The following is a 14,969-nucleotide window of genomic DNA, read 5'->3' as shown; positions in this document are numbered from 1 at the left end:
GCGCGAGACAATTCTCACCACGAACGGCGGGCGGTGGATCGCCCGTGACTGGAGGTGAAATGAAGTTGTCCTCGCGCATCGCGCTCAAATCCGTCGCCACCTTGCTGGCCCTGAGCCTTTCGGCTGCGGCCATAGCCGGGCCCCATGGCGGCCCTGGGGGACCGGGCGGCCCGGGACCAGGCCCGTACCATGGCTGGGGGCCGGGGCATGGCTATGGCCTGCCGGATTACGCGCGGGAAGTCTGGATCGGCAGCATGCTCTACTTCGTCGCCGCCGGGACTTACTACCTGTGGAACGCCGACCGCCGCCAGTATGTCGCGGTGGAGACGCCGCCGGCCGTACAGGCCGCGCCGACCACCAGCTACGAGGTGATCGCCTATCCCGCCAGTGGCCAGTCGCCGGAGCAGCAGAGCCGCGATCGCTATGAATGCCACACCTGGGCCGTCGGCCAGAGCGGCTTCGACCCGGCCGCTGCCACCCAGGCACCGCCGGCGGGCCAATCCGACACCTACCGTCGTGCGCTGGGCGCCTGCCTGAGCGGGCGCGGCTACAGCATCAACTGATTCCCCGGCGCCTTATCCACAGGCGCCACACCGAACAGGCCGCCTCGCAGGCTGTCGTGCGATGACTCCTTGGCATTCCCTCCCCGGGGCAAGGTTCGAGATACGCACGCTGCGGGGCGGCCTTCTTTTTTGCCTCACGCACCGCTTGAGGCTCTTGTAGGAGCGAGCTTGCTCGCGAACCGCTTGGCAGCGGAGCAAGGCTTGTTCGCGAGCAAGCTCGCTCCTACGGAAAAGACGCGGGGTCAGTGCGATCCACGCGCGCTGAGGAAGGTCGCGAAGATGATCAGCACGCCGCCCGCCAGCATGCGCAGGCTAGGCTCTTCGCCGAACAGCACAGCAGCGAAGGCGATGCCGTAGACCGGCTCCAGGGCGAAGATCACCGCCGCCGTGCGCGCCTTGATCAACCGCAGGCTGGCGACGAACAGGCTGTGGGCGACGCCGGTACAGAGCACGCCCAGCGCGACCAGCCAGAGCCAGTCCATGCCTCGAATCGCGGGCAGGTCGAAGAGCACCAGTGGCAGCAGGCAGGCGATGATCGTCAGGTTCTGGCACAACGCCGCCTGGATCGGGTCTATCCCGCGCACGCTCACCCGGTTGGCCAGCGACAGCAGGGCGAACAGCAGGCCCGAGAGGGTGCCCCAGAGCAGGCCGGCGGTGGCGCCGTCGTGCAGGTCCAGGGTCGGCGTGACCATCACCAGGCCGATGCACACCAGCACCACCACCAGGTACTCACCCTTGCGGATGCGTTCGCGGAACAACAGTCCTTCCAGCAGCACGGTGAAGGCAGGGAAGCTGGCGAAGCCGAGAGTGGCCACGGCGACATTGCCCACCTTCACCGCGAGGAAGAAGGTCAGCCAGTGCGTACACAGCAGTACGCCGCCACCCAGCAGCATGGCGGCCTGTTTCAGCGTGGGGCGCCTCTGTTGACGCAGATGCCCGGCGAACACCGCCGCCAGTGATAGCGAGCCGAACAGCGCGCGGCCGAAGACGATGACCAGGGGGCCGGCGAGGATGAGTTTGCCGAAGATGCCGGACAGCCCGAACATCAGGGCGCCGATGTGCAGGCCGATCAGGGCGCCACGGGGAGTGAGTTGGGTAATGCGATTCATGCCTGAAATGCGGTGGCAGGGCCTTGTCGGGAAAGTGAAGCGTGCCGGGCCAGCCGGCACGAGGTGAAACGAAGGTCAGGCCAGTCGCGAGCCATTGGGCAGCGGCTTGTCGAACCCGGCCAGCACCACTTTCTCGTCACTGTCGTAGGCGCCGGTGACCAGCACTTCCGAGCGCACGCCGGCGATGGACTTGGGCTCGAAGTTACACACGCACAGCACCTGGCGGCCGATCAGTTCGTTGGCCTCGTAATGCGCGGTGACCTGCGCGCTGGAGGTCTTGATCCCCAGCGGGCCGAGGTCGACCTGGAGGATGTAGGCGGGCTTGCGCGCCTTCACGTTGGGTTCGGCCTGGACGATGGTGCCCACGCGCAGTTCGACGCGCTCGAAATCCTGCCACTCGATGGTGTCTACCGACATCGCTGCTCCCACTGGTTTGCTTGGTTGTCGGCAGTCTAGGTCCTGGGCGCGCGGCTGTCTGTCGCGCGGCTAGCGGGAATTGTCGCGTGCCTGCTGGCGCAGCTGGCGCGGCGTGGTACCGAACTGGCGCACCAGCGCTGCGGTGAAGGCGCTCTGCGAGGCGTAGCCGACCTGCGCGGCGATCTCGCCGACCGACTGGTGCGAGCCACGCAGCAGGTCGCGGCCCAGTTGCAGGCGGCGCTGGCGCACGTAGTCCATGGGTGTCTGCCCGGTTTCGGCGAGGAAGCGGGCATGGAAGCGCGCGGCGGACAGCCCGGCGAGCCGCGCGAGATCGGCGACCTGCAGCGGGTGCGCGGCGTGACGGTCGATGTAGCTGTCGAGACTGGTCAGTGGCAGCTGCGCCGGCTCCTCGATGCGCTGCTGGCCGGCGGCGAGGTTGGCCAGCAGCAGGATGGCGCCCTGGCGCGCCAGCACCGGGTCATGCAGCGAGCTGCCGGCGAGCCAGTGCACCAGTTGCGCCTGGTCATGGCTGAGCAGGCGCTGGCCAGGGGTTTCCAACAGGCGCCGGCCAGCATCGCTGTGCAGGCCGAGACCGCCGAGCAGGTCTTCCTCGTCCTCCAGGTCCACCACCAGGCAGCGGCTGCCGTCGGGGCTGGCGCAGGCATGGTGCTCGTCACGCGGCACCACGGCGAAGGTCTGCCGGGTCACCAGGCTGCCACGGCCGCCCACTTCGAAATCCAGGCTGCCGGACAGCCCCAGCACCAACTGCGCATGGCTGTGGCTATGGGCGAGGTGATCGTGGCTGTAGTGGCGCAGGGAGAGGATCTGGCTCATGCGATGCGACTTTCCGGGCGGGCAGGCTGACAGTCTAGCGCGCCGCGGGCTGTCACGGGACTGTCGCCAGTCGGTCATGTGCGCTTCACCGCGTGGGCCGACACTCGGAGAAACCCCACTGGAGGTCGCCGACGATGAGCAGCGCGCAACGCATGACGCCGACGAAGAAACAACGGGTACGGACCCTGTGGATATCCGATGTCCACCTGGGCACCCGCGACTGCCAGGCCGAGCACCTGGCCGGCTTCCTCAAGCGCTACCACGCCGACCGTATCTACCTGGTAGGTGACATCATCGACGGCTGGAAGCTGCGCGGCGGCATCTACTGGCCGCAGGCGCACACCAACGTGATCCGCCGCCTGCTGACCATGAGCAAGCGCGGCACCGAGGTGATCTACGTCACCGGCAACCACGACGAATTCCTGCGCCGCTATTCCTCGCTGCTGCTGGGCAACATCCGACTGGTCGACGAGATCGTCCACACCACCGCCGACGGACGCCAGCTGCTGGTGATCCACGGCGACCAGTTCGACGTCATCACCCGCTACCACCGCTGGCTGGCCTTCCTCGGTGACTCCGCCTACGAATTCACCCTGACCCTGAATCGCTGGCTCAACCATTGGCGTAGCCGTTATGGCTACGGTTACTGGTCGCTGTCGGCGTACCTCAAGCACAAGGTGAAGACGGCGGTGAACTTCATCAGCGACTTCGAGGAAGCCATTGCCCACGAGGTGCACAAGCGTGGCCTCAACGGCGTGGTCTGCGGGCACATCCACCACGCGGAAATCCGCCAGATCGGTGAGGTGGAATACCTCAACTGCGGCGATTGGGTGGAATCCTGCTCGGCGCTGATCGAGCACTGGGACGGCAGCATCCAGCTCTATCGACTGGCCGAGGAGCAGGCTCGCGCCGAGGAGCCCGTGGTGGTCGAGTCGGCGGCATGAGGCTGCTGATCGTCACCGATGCCTGGCTACCGCAGGTCAATGGCGTGGTCACCAGCCTGAGGGCGCTGGTGGCCGAGCTGGAAGGGCTGGGCCATGTGGTCGGCCTGCTCACCCCGCAGGACTTTCGTCACCGCCCGTGCCCGAGTTACCCGGAGATTCCGCTGGCGTGGGACCTGTGGAAGGTAGGCGAGAAGATCACCGGCTTCGCTCCCGACTGTATCCACCTCGCCACCGAAGGCCCGCTGGGCTGGGCCGCTCGGCGCTGGCTGGTGCGCCGGGGCCTGAAGTTCAGCAGCGCCATCCACACGCGCTTTCCCGAGTACGTGAGCACGCGGTGGCCGTGGTTGCCGCTGGGCTGGGGCTATGCCTTCCTGCGCCTTTTCCACGCACCGAGCCAGGCCGTGCTGGTGAGCAGCGAACGGATGCGCGGCACGTTCGCCGATCATGCCTTCGACAACCTCGCGCTATGGCGCAAGGGTGTGGATATCCAGCGCTTCCAGCCGGGTGTGGGCGCACCGCCGGAGGAGCCGGTGTTCCTCTATGTCGGCCGGCTGGCGCGGGAAAAGAATCTCGAAGCCTTCCTCGCTCTCGACCTGCCGGGGCGCAAGCGAGTGGTGGGCGATGGCCCGCAGCGTGCTGAGCTGCAAGCTATTTATCCACAGGTGGAATTCCTCGGTTATCGCCACGGCGACGACCTCGCCGAGGCCTACCGCAACGCCAGCGTGCTGGCCTTCCCGTCGCTGACCGACACCCTCGGTCTGGTGATGTACGAGGCGCTGGCATGCGGCACGCCAGTGGCGGCGTTCCCGGTGACGGGACCGCTGGATGTGCTGGAACAAGGCGTAACCGGGGTGATGGACGCCGACTTGCGCAGTGCCTGCCTGCAGGCGCTGGAACTGGATCGCCAGACCTGCGTGGAATGGGCGCGCGGGCAGACCTGGCGGGCATCGGCGCAGGAATTCATGGCGCTTCAGGTACGCCTGACGGAACTGCCCGTCAGTGACGAACCGGGCTACGCGAACGGCTGATCAGAACAGCTGGCGATCGTGGTCCAGGCTCTGGTCCACCAGCCATTTGCCGTGGGCGATGGAGGCGTGCTGGGCCTTCGCCAGGTCCGACATGAAGGCGAATTCGACCGGCAGTGTCTTGCGCCTGGTGGTCTGTCCGTCCGGTGCGGTGATGTGGCAGCCGGCGGCCCAGGGAGTGGGGATGCCGGGGTGTTCGACGACATCGGCAGTGATGGTGTACTGGCGGTACTCGCATTGCATCAGGCTCATGGGGCGTCCTCCTGGCTGTTTGCCAACGGCCCGAAGCGGGCGGCTGGCGGGCGGAACGGTGCCGACGTCGCGTGCCGGCAAGCCTTGCTAACCCCCAACATAGACCACCCGACAGGCCTTTCCGGTGGATACCGACGAACGTGAATGTCGCTTTGGCTGGAGATTTCCTGCGCGAATCTTCCCAATGTTGGCGCACCGCGCCAGACTGTCGGCCATGCCTATCCAGACCCTCTCCCGCCTCGCCGAAGTCGACGCCCACCAGTGGGACGCCCTGCTGCCGGACGACCAGCCGTTCCTGCGCCACGCCTTCCTCTCCGCCCTGGAGGACAGCGGCAGTGTCGGTGGCCGGACCGGTTGGACACCCTCCCATCGTGTACTGCTGGGCGACGACGGCCACCTGCTGGCCGCCGCGCCGGCCTATCTGAAGAGCCATTCCTATGGCGAATACGTGTTCGACTGGAGCTGGGCGGATGCCTGCCTGCGTGCCGGAATCCCGTACTACCCCAAGCTGCTGGTGGGCATTCCCTTCACGCCGGTTGGTGGTGCCCGCCTGCTGGGTACGCCGGAAGCGGCCCTGAGCCTGGTCGGCGCGCTGGCGGGTGACGTGGACGAGGGGCATTGTTCCGGCGTGCACGTGAACTTCACCGATGCTGCCGCCGATGCGCTGCTGCGCCATGCCGACGGCTGGCTGGAGCGCCTGGGCTGCCAGTACCACTGGAACAACCGCGGTTACCGCGACTTCCAGGACTTCCTCGACGCGCTCAGCTCGCGCAAGCGCAAGCAATTGCGTAAGGAGCGCGAGCAGGTCGCCGGGCTCGGGCTGGACTTCATCTGGATGGAAGGACGCGAGCTATCCGAGACGCACTGGGACTTCGTCTACGCCTGCTACAGCAGTACCTATGAGGTGCGCGGGCAGGCGCCTTACCTGAGCCGCGCGTTCTTCAGCCTGATTGGTGAGCGCATGCCCGAGGCGATCCGCGTGGTCTTCGCCCACCAGAATGGCCGGCCCGTGGCCATGGCCTTCAGCCTGCTGGGTGGTGACACGCTCTATGGCCGTTATTGGGGCTGTCTCGCGGAGTTCGACCGCCTGCATTTCGAGACCTGCTTCTATCAGGGGCTGGACTTCGCCATCAGCCATGGCCTCAAGCGCTTCGATGCCGGGGCGCAGGGAGAGCACAAGCTGATCCGGGGCTTCGAACCGGTGATCACGCGCTCCTGGCATCGCCTGGGGCATCCGGGACTACGCGAGGCAGTGGAAGAGTTCCTGGCGGGGGAGAGGGCGGGCATCCTGGCGTACGCCGAAGAGGCCCGCGTGGCTTTGCCGTATCGGCAGGAATGAGCGGGTTGCCCCTGCGAACCGCCGGCCGAGCCGACGTCTCGCAGGGGCTGAAGGTTTATTCCGGCTTCGCCTCGCCCTTGCCCGGCAGCATCCGCACCAGGGTGTTATCACGGCTGATGTAGTGGTGGAACAGCGCGGCCAGCGCGTGCAGGCCGATCAGCCAGTAGCCGAGCACGGCGATGGTCTCGTGCCAGTACTTCACCTGCTTGGCCAGATCCGGGTTCTTGTCCACCAGGTGCGGCAGCTCCATGCCCCAGAACGGCACCGGCTTGTCGGCGGCGCTGAGGATGATCCAGCCGGCCAGCGGCAGGCCGATCATCAGGGCGTAAAGGGCCAGGTGCATCAGTTTGGCGGGGATCATCTGCCAGGCCGGCGGCGCGGGAACGATGGGTGGGGTGGGATAGATGAAGCGGCCGATGATGCGCAGCCAGACCAGCACGAAGACGCTCAGGCCGAGCATGAAGTGCCATTGGGAGAACAGCGCGCGGGTATCGCTGCCTTTGGGGAAGTTGGTGCGGTACTCCATGCAGAAGTACGTGGCGGCGATCAGCACTAGCATGATCCAGTGCAGGGCTATGGACAGGCTGCCATAGCGGGACGGGGTCTTGGACAGGCTCATGACGGTTCCTTGTTTGGCTCGGAGTCGTGACGCCCCGTTCTGGCGACGGGGCTGACAGTCTCAGCATAGAGCCTTAACCCTGCCTGAAAAACCGTGAAGGCAAAGTGAAAGGGCCGCAATGTGCGGCCCTTTTGACGTCGGTCAGCCTTCGTCGTCGGCTGACTGGCGGGAGCGGATGGCGTTCACCAGGCGCTTGGCCAGCGCGGGATAGTCTTCATCGAAGTGGTGGCCGCCGGGCAATTGCAGGTTCTCGCCCACCGCCTGCGGCTGGGTGCAGCCGCTTTCGTCCTTCTCCTCAATGCCGTACACGCAGAGCACCTTCGGCCCAGGCAGACGGGCCATTTCCGGGCCGGTGGAGGCTTCCTGGCCGGCCTTGCCTAGCCAGCCCTGCACCTCGATCTCGAAGCTGCCGCTGCGGGCGAAGGCCAGCAGGATCACCGAGCTGACGTCTTTCTTGGCGTCTGCCGGCAGGCGGTTGTAGATCGCCGGCAGCACGTCGGCGCCGAACGAGTAGCCGGCCAGCACGAAGTGCTTGGCGCCCCATTTCTCGCGGTAGTGCTGCATCAGCAGGGCGAGGTCGGCGGCGCTCTGCTCCGGGGTCTTGTGCTCCCAGAAGTAGCGCAGGGCGTCGACGCCTACCACCGGATAGCCCAGCTCGGCCATCTGCGCGGCGACGTCGCGGTCGAGGTCGCGCCAGCCGCCGTCGCCCGAGTAGAACAGGGTTACGGTTTCCGAGGGCTTGGCGGCCGGGACTTCGACCACCGGCACGTTGTCGCCGCCGCCCTGCAACTGCTGGCGCAGTTGGTCGGCGAGGACCTTGGGCAGCGGGGTGTCGTAGTCGGTGATCACCGTCTCGGCGTTTTTCAGGCCGCGGGCGAAGCGCGCGCTGGCGTCATCCGGGTTGTCGTTCCAGGCGGCCAGCCAGTGGCCGTGGGCGGCAGTAGTCGGCAGCGGGGTAGCGGCGCAGTCGGGCTTCTCCAGGGAGAAACCCACCGACAGGGCCTTGGCCTTGTCATCGGTCTGCCCGGCGAGCCAGCGGAAGGCCCAGGCGCTGCCCGGACCGATGCCGGCGACCAGGGTCGGCTGGCCGTCGAGCAGGGCGCTGGCAGCCTGGATGCGAGCCTGCTGGGTAGTGCAGTCCTTTTCCGGGAAGACGAACTGCACCACGCGAGCGCCGCTGTCGTGGGCCAGTGCCAGCAACTGGCCGTCGTCGAGTTTCTGGTCGGCCTGCACGGCCAGCAGAACACGGGCGTTCGGCGCCTTGCCGGGGATGGCCAGGGCGACGGCGCTGCCGTCGGGCAACTGGCGGTGTTCCAGGGAGGCCTGGGAAGCCGGGCGGCTCCACAGCAGCAGGCCGATGGCGATGATGATCAGCAGGAGGAGGGCGAGCAGGTGTCGCCAGCGTCGTTTCAACATATCAGCGTTTTACCAATCCACTCAGGCCGCCTGCGATGAGGGCGGCCGTATCGGCCAGGGCCACCAGCGGATCCAGTCCGGCGGGCACGGCCAGGTAACGGGGTTCCCAGTCGGGCTGGAACTTGTCCTTGAAGCGTCGCAACCCCTGGAAATTGTAGAACTGCTCACCCCGGCGAAAAACCAGCGCGCCGAGACGTTGGGTCAGCGGGGCGCCACGGCGCGGCTGCAAGCCGGCCAGGGGCACCATGCCGAGGCTGAAGCGGGTGTGCCCGCTCTCCTTGTAATGCAGGATCAGGCCGAGCATGAGGAATTCCATGGTCAGCTTGGGGGCGTCGGGGGCCACGCGCATCAGGTCGATGCTCGCCAGCTCCTTGCCGGAGGTTTCCAGCAGGTTGGCGAAGGCCACGGCGCGGTCCTGGAAACGCACCACGACGACGCGGAAATAACGCAGGTATTCGGGAGTGAAGCGGCCGAGGGAGAAGCCCTTCTCGCGGACGTTCTTGCCACCCAGCCAGGCGTCGGAGATGGCGCGCAATTCGTCCATCGGCGCGTTGCCGGCGTCATGGAATTCCAGGCTCAAGCCGTCGCGCTGGCCACGGTTCCAAGTGTAGCGCAGGTCCTTCATCTCCTTGCCCTTGCTCTCCAGGTCGAAGCGGCGCAGGTCGACCCGGGCCTCCTCGCCGAGCTTGAGCGCGGTCAGGCCGATGTCCATGTACAGCGGCAGGTTCTCCGCGCGCACCTGGTAGAACACCGGGCGCGCGTGATGCAGGTCGCAGAGGTCGCGGAACTGCCAGATCAGTTCGGCGCGGGCCTGGGCCGGGCCTACTGGATCGAACAGCGCCACCAGGCTGCGGCCGCGGCGCGCGTACATCAGGAAGGCGTCGTTGCCCTCGTGGAACAGCAGCGCCTTGTCGCCCGACAGGGCCAACCCGCCGTCGGGTTGCGAAGACTTGGCGAGGATGGCAGCGGCGGTGTCCAGGTCTTCGCGGCTGGGCTCATGAATCGCCGGCGGCGCAGTGCGTAGCAGCCAGTAGAGCGCCAGGGCCGCGAGCAGGACGCAGCTGCCCAGGGCCGCGCGCAGGCCGCGAGGGGCGTCGGCGTCCAGGGCGAACTGCCACCAGAGTTCGTGGCTGTAAGGCACGTCCTGGTAGGCGAACAGCAGTAGCCAGATCGACGCGGCGACGACGCAGGCGGCGGCGCCCAGGTAGATCGGCGAGAACGGCAGGTCCATCAGGCGGCTGCGGCGGTAGAAGGCGCTGCGGAAGACCACCAGCAGGGCGGAGGTGAAGCTGAGGATCAGCGCTTCTTCCCAGTCGAAGCCCTTGAGCAGCGACAGCGCGGCGCCGGCGATCAGAAGGCCGAGAGTCAGTGCCCAGGCGGCGGACAGGCGGCGGCGCAGGCCATAGGCGAGCAGCAGGCAGAGCACGCCGATCAGGCTGGCGGCGAGGTGCGAGGCATCGATAAGGCGGTGCGGCACGAGGAAGCCGACTTCGTCCAGGCGGGTGTCGATGGACGGCGTGGCCCCGGAGAACAGCAACACGATCCCGGAGATGAACACCAGCAAGGAGAGGATCTGCGCGGCAAAGCCGGAGGTGATGCGCACCGCCTGTTTGGCCACCAGTACGCGGCGGGCCTCGAGGAACAGCAGTAGCAGACAGGCGACGATCAGCGGCAGCACCACGTAGATCAGTCGATACAACAGCAGTGCAGCGGCCAGCGGCGCGGCGCCCAACTGGTTGGCGAAGGCCGCCAGCAGCACCGCTTCAAACACGCCGACGCCGCCCGGCACATGGCTGAGCACGCCAGCGGCCAGCGCGATCAGGTAGACCAGCAGGAAGGCGCCGAAAGGCGGGGCTTCGGGCAGCAGCAGATAGAGCACGGTGGCGGCGGCAGCCACGTCCAGCGCGGTGATCAGCAATTGCAGCAGCGACAGGCGCAGGCCCGGCAGGCGCAAGGTGCGGCGGCCGAAGCGGACCAGGTGGCTGTCGGGCGAGGGCTGCTCGGGCAAGCGGCGGCGTTCTATACCGACGACCAGCAGCAGGCAGAAGCCGATGATGCCCAGCGCCAGTACCGCCACCAGCCACTCCGGCAGGTGCAGGGCCAGCGAGGCGTCGGAGAGGTCGCTCAGCGCGGCGAGCGCGGCCAGCACCGGCAATGCGCAGCCCAGCGACAGGCTGGCGAACAAGGTCATCAACGCGACGTCGCCAGCGCCCAGCCCCTGGCGGGCATAGAGGCGATAGCGCACCGAGCCGCCGGAAAGCATCGACAGGCCCACGGCATTACCGATGGCAAAGGCGGAGAAGCCCCCGGTCAATAGCGCCGGGACAGGCAGCTTCACGCCGGCGAAACGGCTGGCCGACCATTCGTAGCCAAGCAGGAAAATGAAACCGACTACGGTGGCGGCGAAGGCGCCGAGCAGCGAGGTGCTGGGCACGTCGAGCAGCGCGTCGTGCAGGGAGTAGGCGTCGATGTCGCGCAGCAGGTGATAGCAGGCGATCAACGCGAGGCTGAACAGCACCAGGGTCACGCCCAGGCCGAGTGCCTGGCGGTTGGCGTTCACCCAGTTGAGCCAGGCCGCTCGGGCGGGAGCGTCTTCGGTGGCAGATGTCTCAGGTGTGGCGGGGTTGGCGCTCATCGGGCACCTCAATCGATTTAGCGCGACAGAGTAGGGGCACTGACGCGAATTCCCAAGTCCCCGGAAGAGTATTTTCCTGATCCGTGAGACGCCACCCGTGGGCAATCATTTTCTGGGCACAACGAAAAAAGCCACTCCTAAGAGTGGCTTTCTTCTTGATGTCTGGTTGCGGGAGCAGGATTTGAACCTACGACCTTCGGGTTATGAGCCCGACGAGCTACCAGACTGCTCCATCCCGCGGCGGCCATTCTACGGATATGAAGCCTTGTGTCAAACGATATTTCGTTTTCGATCAAAGATTTAAGCGCGCGTAAACGAAAAAGGGCCACTCCGAAGAGTGACCCTTTTTCTGTGTCTGGTTGCGGGAGCAGGATTTGAACCTACGACCTTCGGGTTATGAGCCCGACGAGCTACCAGACTGCTCCATCCCGCGGCGGCCATTCTACGCAGGTGAAAGGTCTTGTCAATCGATATTTCGCTTTCGATCAATAATTTAAATCGCGCGCAAACGAAAAAGGGCCACTCCGAAGAGTGACCCTTTTTCTGTGTCTGGTTGCGGGAGCAGGATTTGAACCTACGACCTTCGGGTTATGAGCCCGACGAGCTACCAGACTGCTCCATCCCGCGACGGCCATTCTACGCCGGTACGCCAGGGTGTCAATCGAAAAATGGAAAAAGTGATTTTCTATCAATTATTTAGCCGCGATGAACGGCAGCGGGGTGGCTATTGATAGGAGGGCCTTTCCGGCCTGCGGATAACCGGGATGACGGCTTTTTGCATTACCATGCACGGGTTTTCCGCTGCCTTTTCGGGCGGCTTCCGACGGTGATGCAGGCGCCTTCTTCGTGACTCGGCAGAGAAAGATCATCCACATCGATTGCGACTGCTTCTATGCCGCCATCGAGATGCGCGACGACCCTAGCCTTGCGGGCAAGCCGCTGGCCGTGGGTGGATCGCCGGACAAGCGGGGCGTGGTCGCCACCTGCAACTACGAGGCGCGCGCCTACGGGCTGCATTCGGCCATGGCCATGCGCACGGCGGTGAAGCTGTGCCCGGACCTCACCATCGTGCGCCCGCGAATGGACGTCTACCGCGAGACTTCGCGGGACATCCACGCGATCTTCCGCGATTACACCGACCAGATCGAGCCGCTGTCCCTGGACGAGGCCTATCTCGACGTCAGTGACAGCGAACGCTGTGGCGGCAGTGCCACGCGTATCGCCCAGGAGATTCGCCAGCGCGTCTGGGAGACCCTGCATATCACCGTGTCTGCCGGGGTGGCACCGAACAAGTTCATCGCCAAGATCGCCAGCGACTGGCGCAAGCCCAACGGCCTGTTTGTGGTCACGCCGGACGAGGTGGACGGCTTTGTCGCCGAACTGCCGGTGAAGAAGCTGCATGGCGTGGGCAAAGTCACTGCCGAGAAGCTGGCGCGCCTGGGCATTCGCACCTGCGCGGACCTGCGCGACTGGTCGCGCATCCAGCTGGCCAAGGAGTTCGGCAGCTTCGGCGAGCGGCTCTGGGGATTGTCGCGGGGGATCGACGAGCGCCCGGTGCAGGTGGATAGCCGCCGCCAGTCGATCAGCGTGGAGAACACCTTCGACCAGGACCTGCCGGACCTGGCGGCCTGTCAGGAGGAATTACCGTCGTTGCTGGGTGAACTGGAGCGGCGCATGACGCGCCTGGACACCAGCTACCGGCCGGGCAAGCCGTTCATCAAACTGAAGTTCCACGACTTCACCCAGACCACCCTGGAGCAGGCGGGCGCTGCCCGAGACCTGGAAAGCTACCGGCTGCTGCTGGGGCAGGCTTTCCAGCGCGGCAACAAGGCGGTGCGTCTGATCGGCGTGGGCGTGCGTCTGGTCGACCTGCGCGGCGCCCACGAGCAGCTCACGCTCTTCTAGCTCTGGCTGAAGGAGCCTCAGCCTTCGGGCCACATGCGCATGGCGCGGCCGGAGACCGGCCACAGGCGCAGCTCGCCTTCGTCGGTGATATCCCAGCGCTGCACTTCGCCGAGCATCTTGAGGAACTGCTGTTCCTGCTCCATCACCAGGTCGGCGCACAGCTTGCGGGTGGCACCGGGCTGGCCGAAGGTCAGCTGCTCGCCTTCGAGCTTGTAGCTGGCGAACCAGTGGTTGCAGCCGGCGCTGCCGTAGGCTCGGCCGTTGCCGTCCAGGGTCAGGCTGATGTGCGTGTAGTCGATCAGCGGGTGCTCACCGACCCATTCCACGCGGTAGGTCTGCTCCGCTTCGGGAACCGGCTTGCTGGCGCAGCCGGTCAGGGCCAGCGCGGTGCAGGCGCTGGCGATCAGGGCTTTCATGCTGTCTCCTTGCTCTGGCAATCCGGGCAGAGGTGGCGGTTGCCAACCTTGGCCCATCCGAGTTCGGCGATGCGCTGCTCGGCGGCGGGCTGCTGGGCAGCCTTGCCGAGGGTGGCATCGACGGCGAATTCGAAGTCCAGTGTAGCCGCGCAGCCGTCGCAGTTGACCTTCCACTCGTGGATACCCAGTTCACGGAACACCGGGCCCTTGGCAACGGCCATCCACTGCCCCGGCGGGTTGATCAGGTGGCGGACCTTTTCCACTTCCAGGGTCATGCTCAGGCTTTTGCTGCCCTTGAGGCTGACCAGCAGGGTGTCGCCGGCCTTGATCGAGCCACCGATGCCGGTGACCTGATAGCGGCCCGGAGTCAGCGCGCGGCACTCGTTGAGGGTGAATTGCGGGTTGAGCAGGGTGTAGCGGAAATCGTGCTGGGCCATGGGTCCTCCGGGAAAGCGCGGCATTCTAGGGCGCGTGGCGTGTGGATGCGAGCGCCTTCTGCTCAGTTTTTCACCAGGTTCACCGGATTGCCGGCCCGCCAGGCGGCGATGTTGGCCAGGGTGGTCTGGGCGATTCCGGCCAGCGCCTCGCGGGTCAGAAAGGCCTGGTGCGCGGTAATGATCACGTTGGGGAAGGTCAGCAGGCGCGCCAATACGTCGTCCTGCAGCGGCTGGTCGGAACGGTCGGCGAAGAAGATGTCGGCTTCCTCTTCATAGACGTCCAGGCCGAGGTAGCCGAGCTGGCCGCTTTTCAGCGCCTCGATCAATGCCGGGGTATCCACCAGCGCGCCACGGCCGGTGTTGATCAGCATGGCGCCGCGCTTCATGCGTTCCAGGCTGTCGGCATTGATCAGGTGTCGGGTCGCGTCGTTGAGCGGGCAGTGCAGGCTGATGATGTCGGATTGTGCGAGCAATTCGTCCAGCTCGACGAAGCGCCCGCCCAGCGCCTCGATTGCGCGGTTGGGGTACGGGTCATAGGCCAGGATGTGGCAGCCGAAGCCGCTCATGATGCGGGCGAAGACTTCGCCGATCTGCCCGCTGCCGATGATCCCGACGGTGCGCCCGTGCAGGTCGAAGCCCGTCAGTCCGTGCAGGGAAAAGTCGCCTTCGCGGGTGCGGTTGTAGGCGCGGTGCAGGTGTCGGCACAGCGCCAGGACCAATCCCACGCCATGTTCGGCCACCGCGTGGGGCGAATAGGCCGGTACGCGCACCACGGCCAGACCCAGTGCATGGGCGGCGGCGAGGTCGACATGGTTGTAGCCGGCCGAGCGTAGGGCGATCAGCCGGGTGCCGCCCGCCGCCAGGTGCTCCAGCACCGGGCGTGACAGATCGTCGTTGACGAAGGGGCAGACCACCTCGAAGCCCATGGCCAGGGCGACGGTGTCCTCGCGCAGCTGCGCCTGCTGGAAATGCAGCTCGAAGCCGTGGCCATGGTTGGCGGCGAGGAAGCTGTCGCGGTCATAGGTCTGGTTGCTGAACAGGATGATGCGCATCGATTG

At 66.1% G+C, this 14,969-nt stretch carries 15 protein-coding genes and 3 tRNA genes; 5 read left to right on the top strand and 13 right to left on the bottom strand.

What is annotated here, in order from left to right:
* Positions 1 to 59 precede the first annotated feature (59 nt).
* Positions 60 to 563: a hypothetical protein gene (locus tag ACKI1H_RS26795; protein WP_440466850.1), complete on the top strand. Its 504-nt coding sequence runs from the start codon at positions 60 to 62 to the stop codon at positions 561 to 563.
* A 242-nt stretch (positions 564 to 805) separates the two neighbouring features.
* Here the strand turns inward: ACKI1H_RS26795 and ACKI1H_RS26790 are convergent, their stop codons facing one another.
* The 3 genes from ACKI1H_RS26790 to ACKI1H_RS26780 form a co-directional block, all read right to left on the bottom strand.
* Entirely contained in the window at positions 806 to 1,672 is an 867-nt protein-coding gene (locus ACKI1H_RS26790; RefSeq protein ID WP_138520367.1) for a DMT family transporter, read from the bottom strand.
* Between the two features lie 75 nt (positions 1,673 to 1,747).
* Positions 1,748 to 2,089 carry a tRNA-binding protein gene (locus ACKI1H_RS26785; RefSeq protein WP_440466849.1) on the bottom strand — a complete coding sequence of 114 codons (342 nt, stop codon included), beginning with the start codon at positions 2,087 to 2,089 and terminating at the stop codon, positions 1,748 to 1,750.
* Positions 2,090 to 2,158: 69 nt separating this feature from the next.
* The gene (locus ACKI1H_RS26780; protein ID WP_440466848.1) at positions 2,159 to 2,923 is read right to left on the bottom strand and encodes an AraC family transcriptional regulator; all 765 of its coding nucleotides are present in this window, start codon (positions 2,921 to 2,923) and stop codon (positions 2,159 to 2,161) included.
* Between the two features lie 134 nt (positions 2,924 to 3,057).
* Here ACKI1H_RS26780 and ACKI1H_RS26775 point away from each other — a divergent pair, with 134 nt between their 5' ends.
* Positions 3,058 to 3,867, top strand: coding sequence for a UDP-2,3-diacylglucosamine diphosphatase (locus ACKI1H_RS26775; protein WP_138520370.1), 810 nt, complete (start codon positions 3,058 to 3,060; stop codon positions 3,865 to 3,867).
* A complete protein-coding gene (locus ACKI1H_RS26770) occupies positions 3,864 to 4,895 on the top strand; it encodes a glycosyltransferase family 4 protein (protein WP_440466847.1) in 1,032 nt (343 codons plus the stop codon). Before ACKI1H_RS26775 ends, ACKI1H_RS26770 begins: the two co-directional genes overlap by 4 nt.
* On the opposite strand, the gene ACKI1H_RS26765 is transcribed toward ACKI1H_RS26770, so the two are convergent.
* A complete protein-coding gene (locus tag ACKI1H_RS26765; protein WP_138520372.1) occupies positions 4,896 to 5,144 on the bottom strand; it encodes a hypothetical protein in 249 nt (82 codons plus the stop codon).
* 214 nt (positions 5,145 to 5,358) lie between these two features.
* Here ACKI1H_RS26765 and ACKI1H_RS26760 point away from each other — a divergent pair, with 214 nt between their 5' ends.
* Complete coding sequence (locus ACKI1H_RS26760) at positions 5,359 to 6,483, top strand: GNAT family N-acetyltransferase (RefSeq protein WP_440466846.1); 1,125 nt, start codon at positions 5,359 to 5,361, stop codon at positions 6,481 to 6,483.
* A 55-nt stretch (positions 6,484 to 6,538) separates the two neighbouring features.
* Here the strand turns inward: ACKI1H_RS26760 and ACKI1H_RS26755 are convergent, their stop codons facing one another.
* The 6 genes from ACKI1H_RS26755 to ACKI1H_RS26730 form a co-directional block, all read right to left on the bottom strand.
* Positions 6,539 to 7,102, bottom strand: coding sequence for a cytochrome b (locus ACKI1H_RS26755; protein ID WP_138520374.1), 564 nt, complete (start codon positions 7,100 to 7,102; stop codon positions 6,539 to 6,541).
* A 141-nt stretch (positions 7,103 to 7,243) separates the two neighbouring features.
* Positions 7,244 to 8,518, bottom strand: coding sequence for a virulence factor family protein (locus tag ACKI1H_RS26750; protein WP_138520375.1), 1,275 nt, complete (start codon positions 8,516 to 8,518; stop codon positions 7,244 to 7,246).
* Between the two features lies 1 nt (position 8,519).
* Positions 8,520 to 11,165, bottom strand: a complete 2,646-nt coding sequence (gene mprF, locus ACKI1H_RS26745; RefSeq protein ID WP_440466845.1) for a bifunctional lysylphosphatidylglycerol flippase/synthetase MprF — start codon at positions 11,163 to 11,165, stop codon at positions 8,520 to 8,522.
* A 151-nt stretch (positions 11,166 to 11,316) separates the two neighbouring features.
* Positions 11,317 to 11,393: transfer RNA gene (locus tag ACKI1H_RS26740), tRNA-Met, on the bottom strand.
* Between the two features lie 116 nt (positions 11,394 to 11,509).
* Positions 11,510 to 11,586, bottom strand: a tRNA-Met gene (locus tag ACKI1H_RS26735).
* 117 nt (positions 11,587 to 11,703) lie between these two features.
* Positions 11,704 to 11,780: transfer RNA gene (locus tag ACKI1H_RS26730), tRNA-Met, on the bottom strand.
* Positions 11,781 to 11,999: 219 nt separating this feature from the next.
* Between ACKI1H_RS26730 and dinB the strand changes: the two genes are divergently transcribed.
* A complete protein-coding gene (gene dinB / locus ACKI1H_RS26725; protein ID WP_138520377.1) occupies positions 12,000 to 13,058 on the top strand; it encodes a DNA polymerase IV in 1,059 nt (352 codons plus the stop codon).
* A gap of 17 nt (positions 13,059 to 13,075) precedes the next feature.
* On the opposite strand, the gene ACKI1H_RS26720 is transcribed toward dinB, so the two are convergent.
* The 3 genes from ACKI1H_RS26720 to ACKI1H_RS26710 form a co-directional block, all read right to left on the bottom strand.
* Complete coding sequence (locus ACKI1H_RS26720; protein WP_138520378.1) at positions 13,076 to 13,474, bottom strand: META domain-containing protein; 399 nt, start codon at positions 13,472 to 13,474, stop codon at positions 13,076 to 13,078.
* Positions 13,471 to 13,911, bottom strand: a complete 441-nt coding sequence (locus ACKI1H_RS26715) for a hypothetical protein (RefSeq protein WP_138520379.1) — start codon at positions 13,909 to 13,911, stop codon at positions 13,471 to 13,473. Before ACKI1H_RS26715 ends, ACKI1H_RS26720 begins: the two co-directional genes overlap by 4 nt.
* A 62-nt stretch (positions 13,912 to 13,973) precedes the next feature.
* The gene (locus ACKI1H_RS26710) at positions 13,974 to 14,963 is read right to left on the bottom strand and encodes a 2-hydroxyacid dehydrogenase (RefSeq protein ID WP_440466844.1); all 990 of its coding nucleotides are present in this window, start codon (positions 14,961 to 14,963) and stop codon (positions 13,974 to 13,976) included.
* Positions 14,964 to 14,969 lie beyond the last annotated feature (6 nt).

The organism is Pseudomonas sp. YH-1 (genome assembly GCF_051990045.1).
GTDB classification, from domain to species: Bacteria; Pseudomonadota; Gammaproteobacteria; order Pseudomonadales; family Pseudomonadaceae; genus Pseudomonas; species Pseudomonas nicosulfuronedens.
Note: the sequence above shows the minus strand (reverse complement) of the source record. Positions and strands in the feature narration are given on the sequence as shown.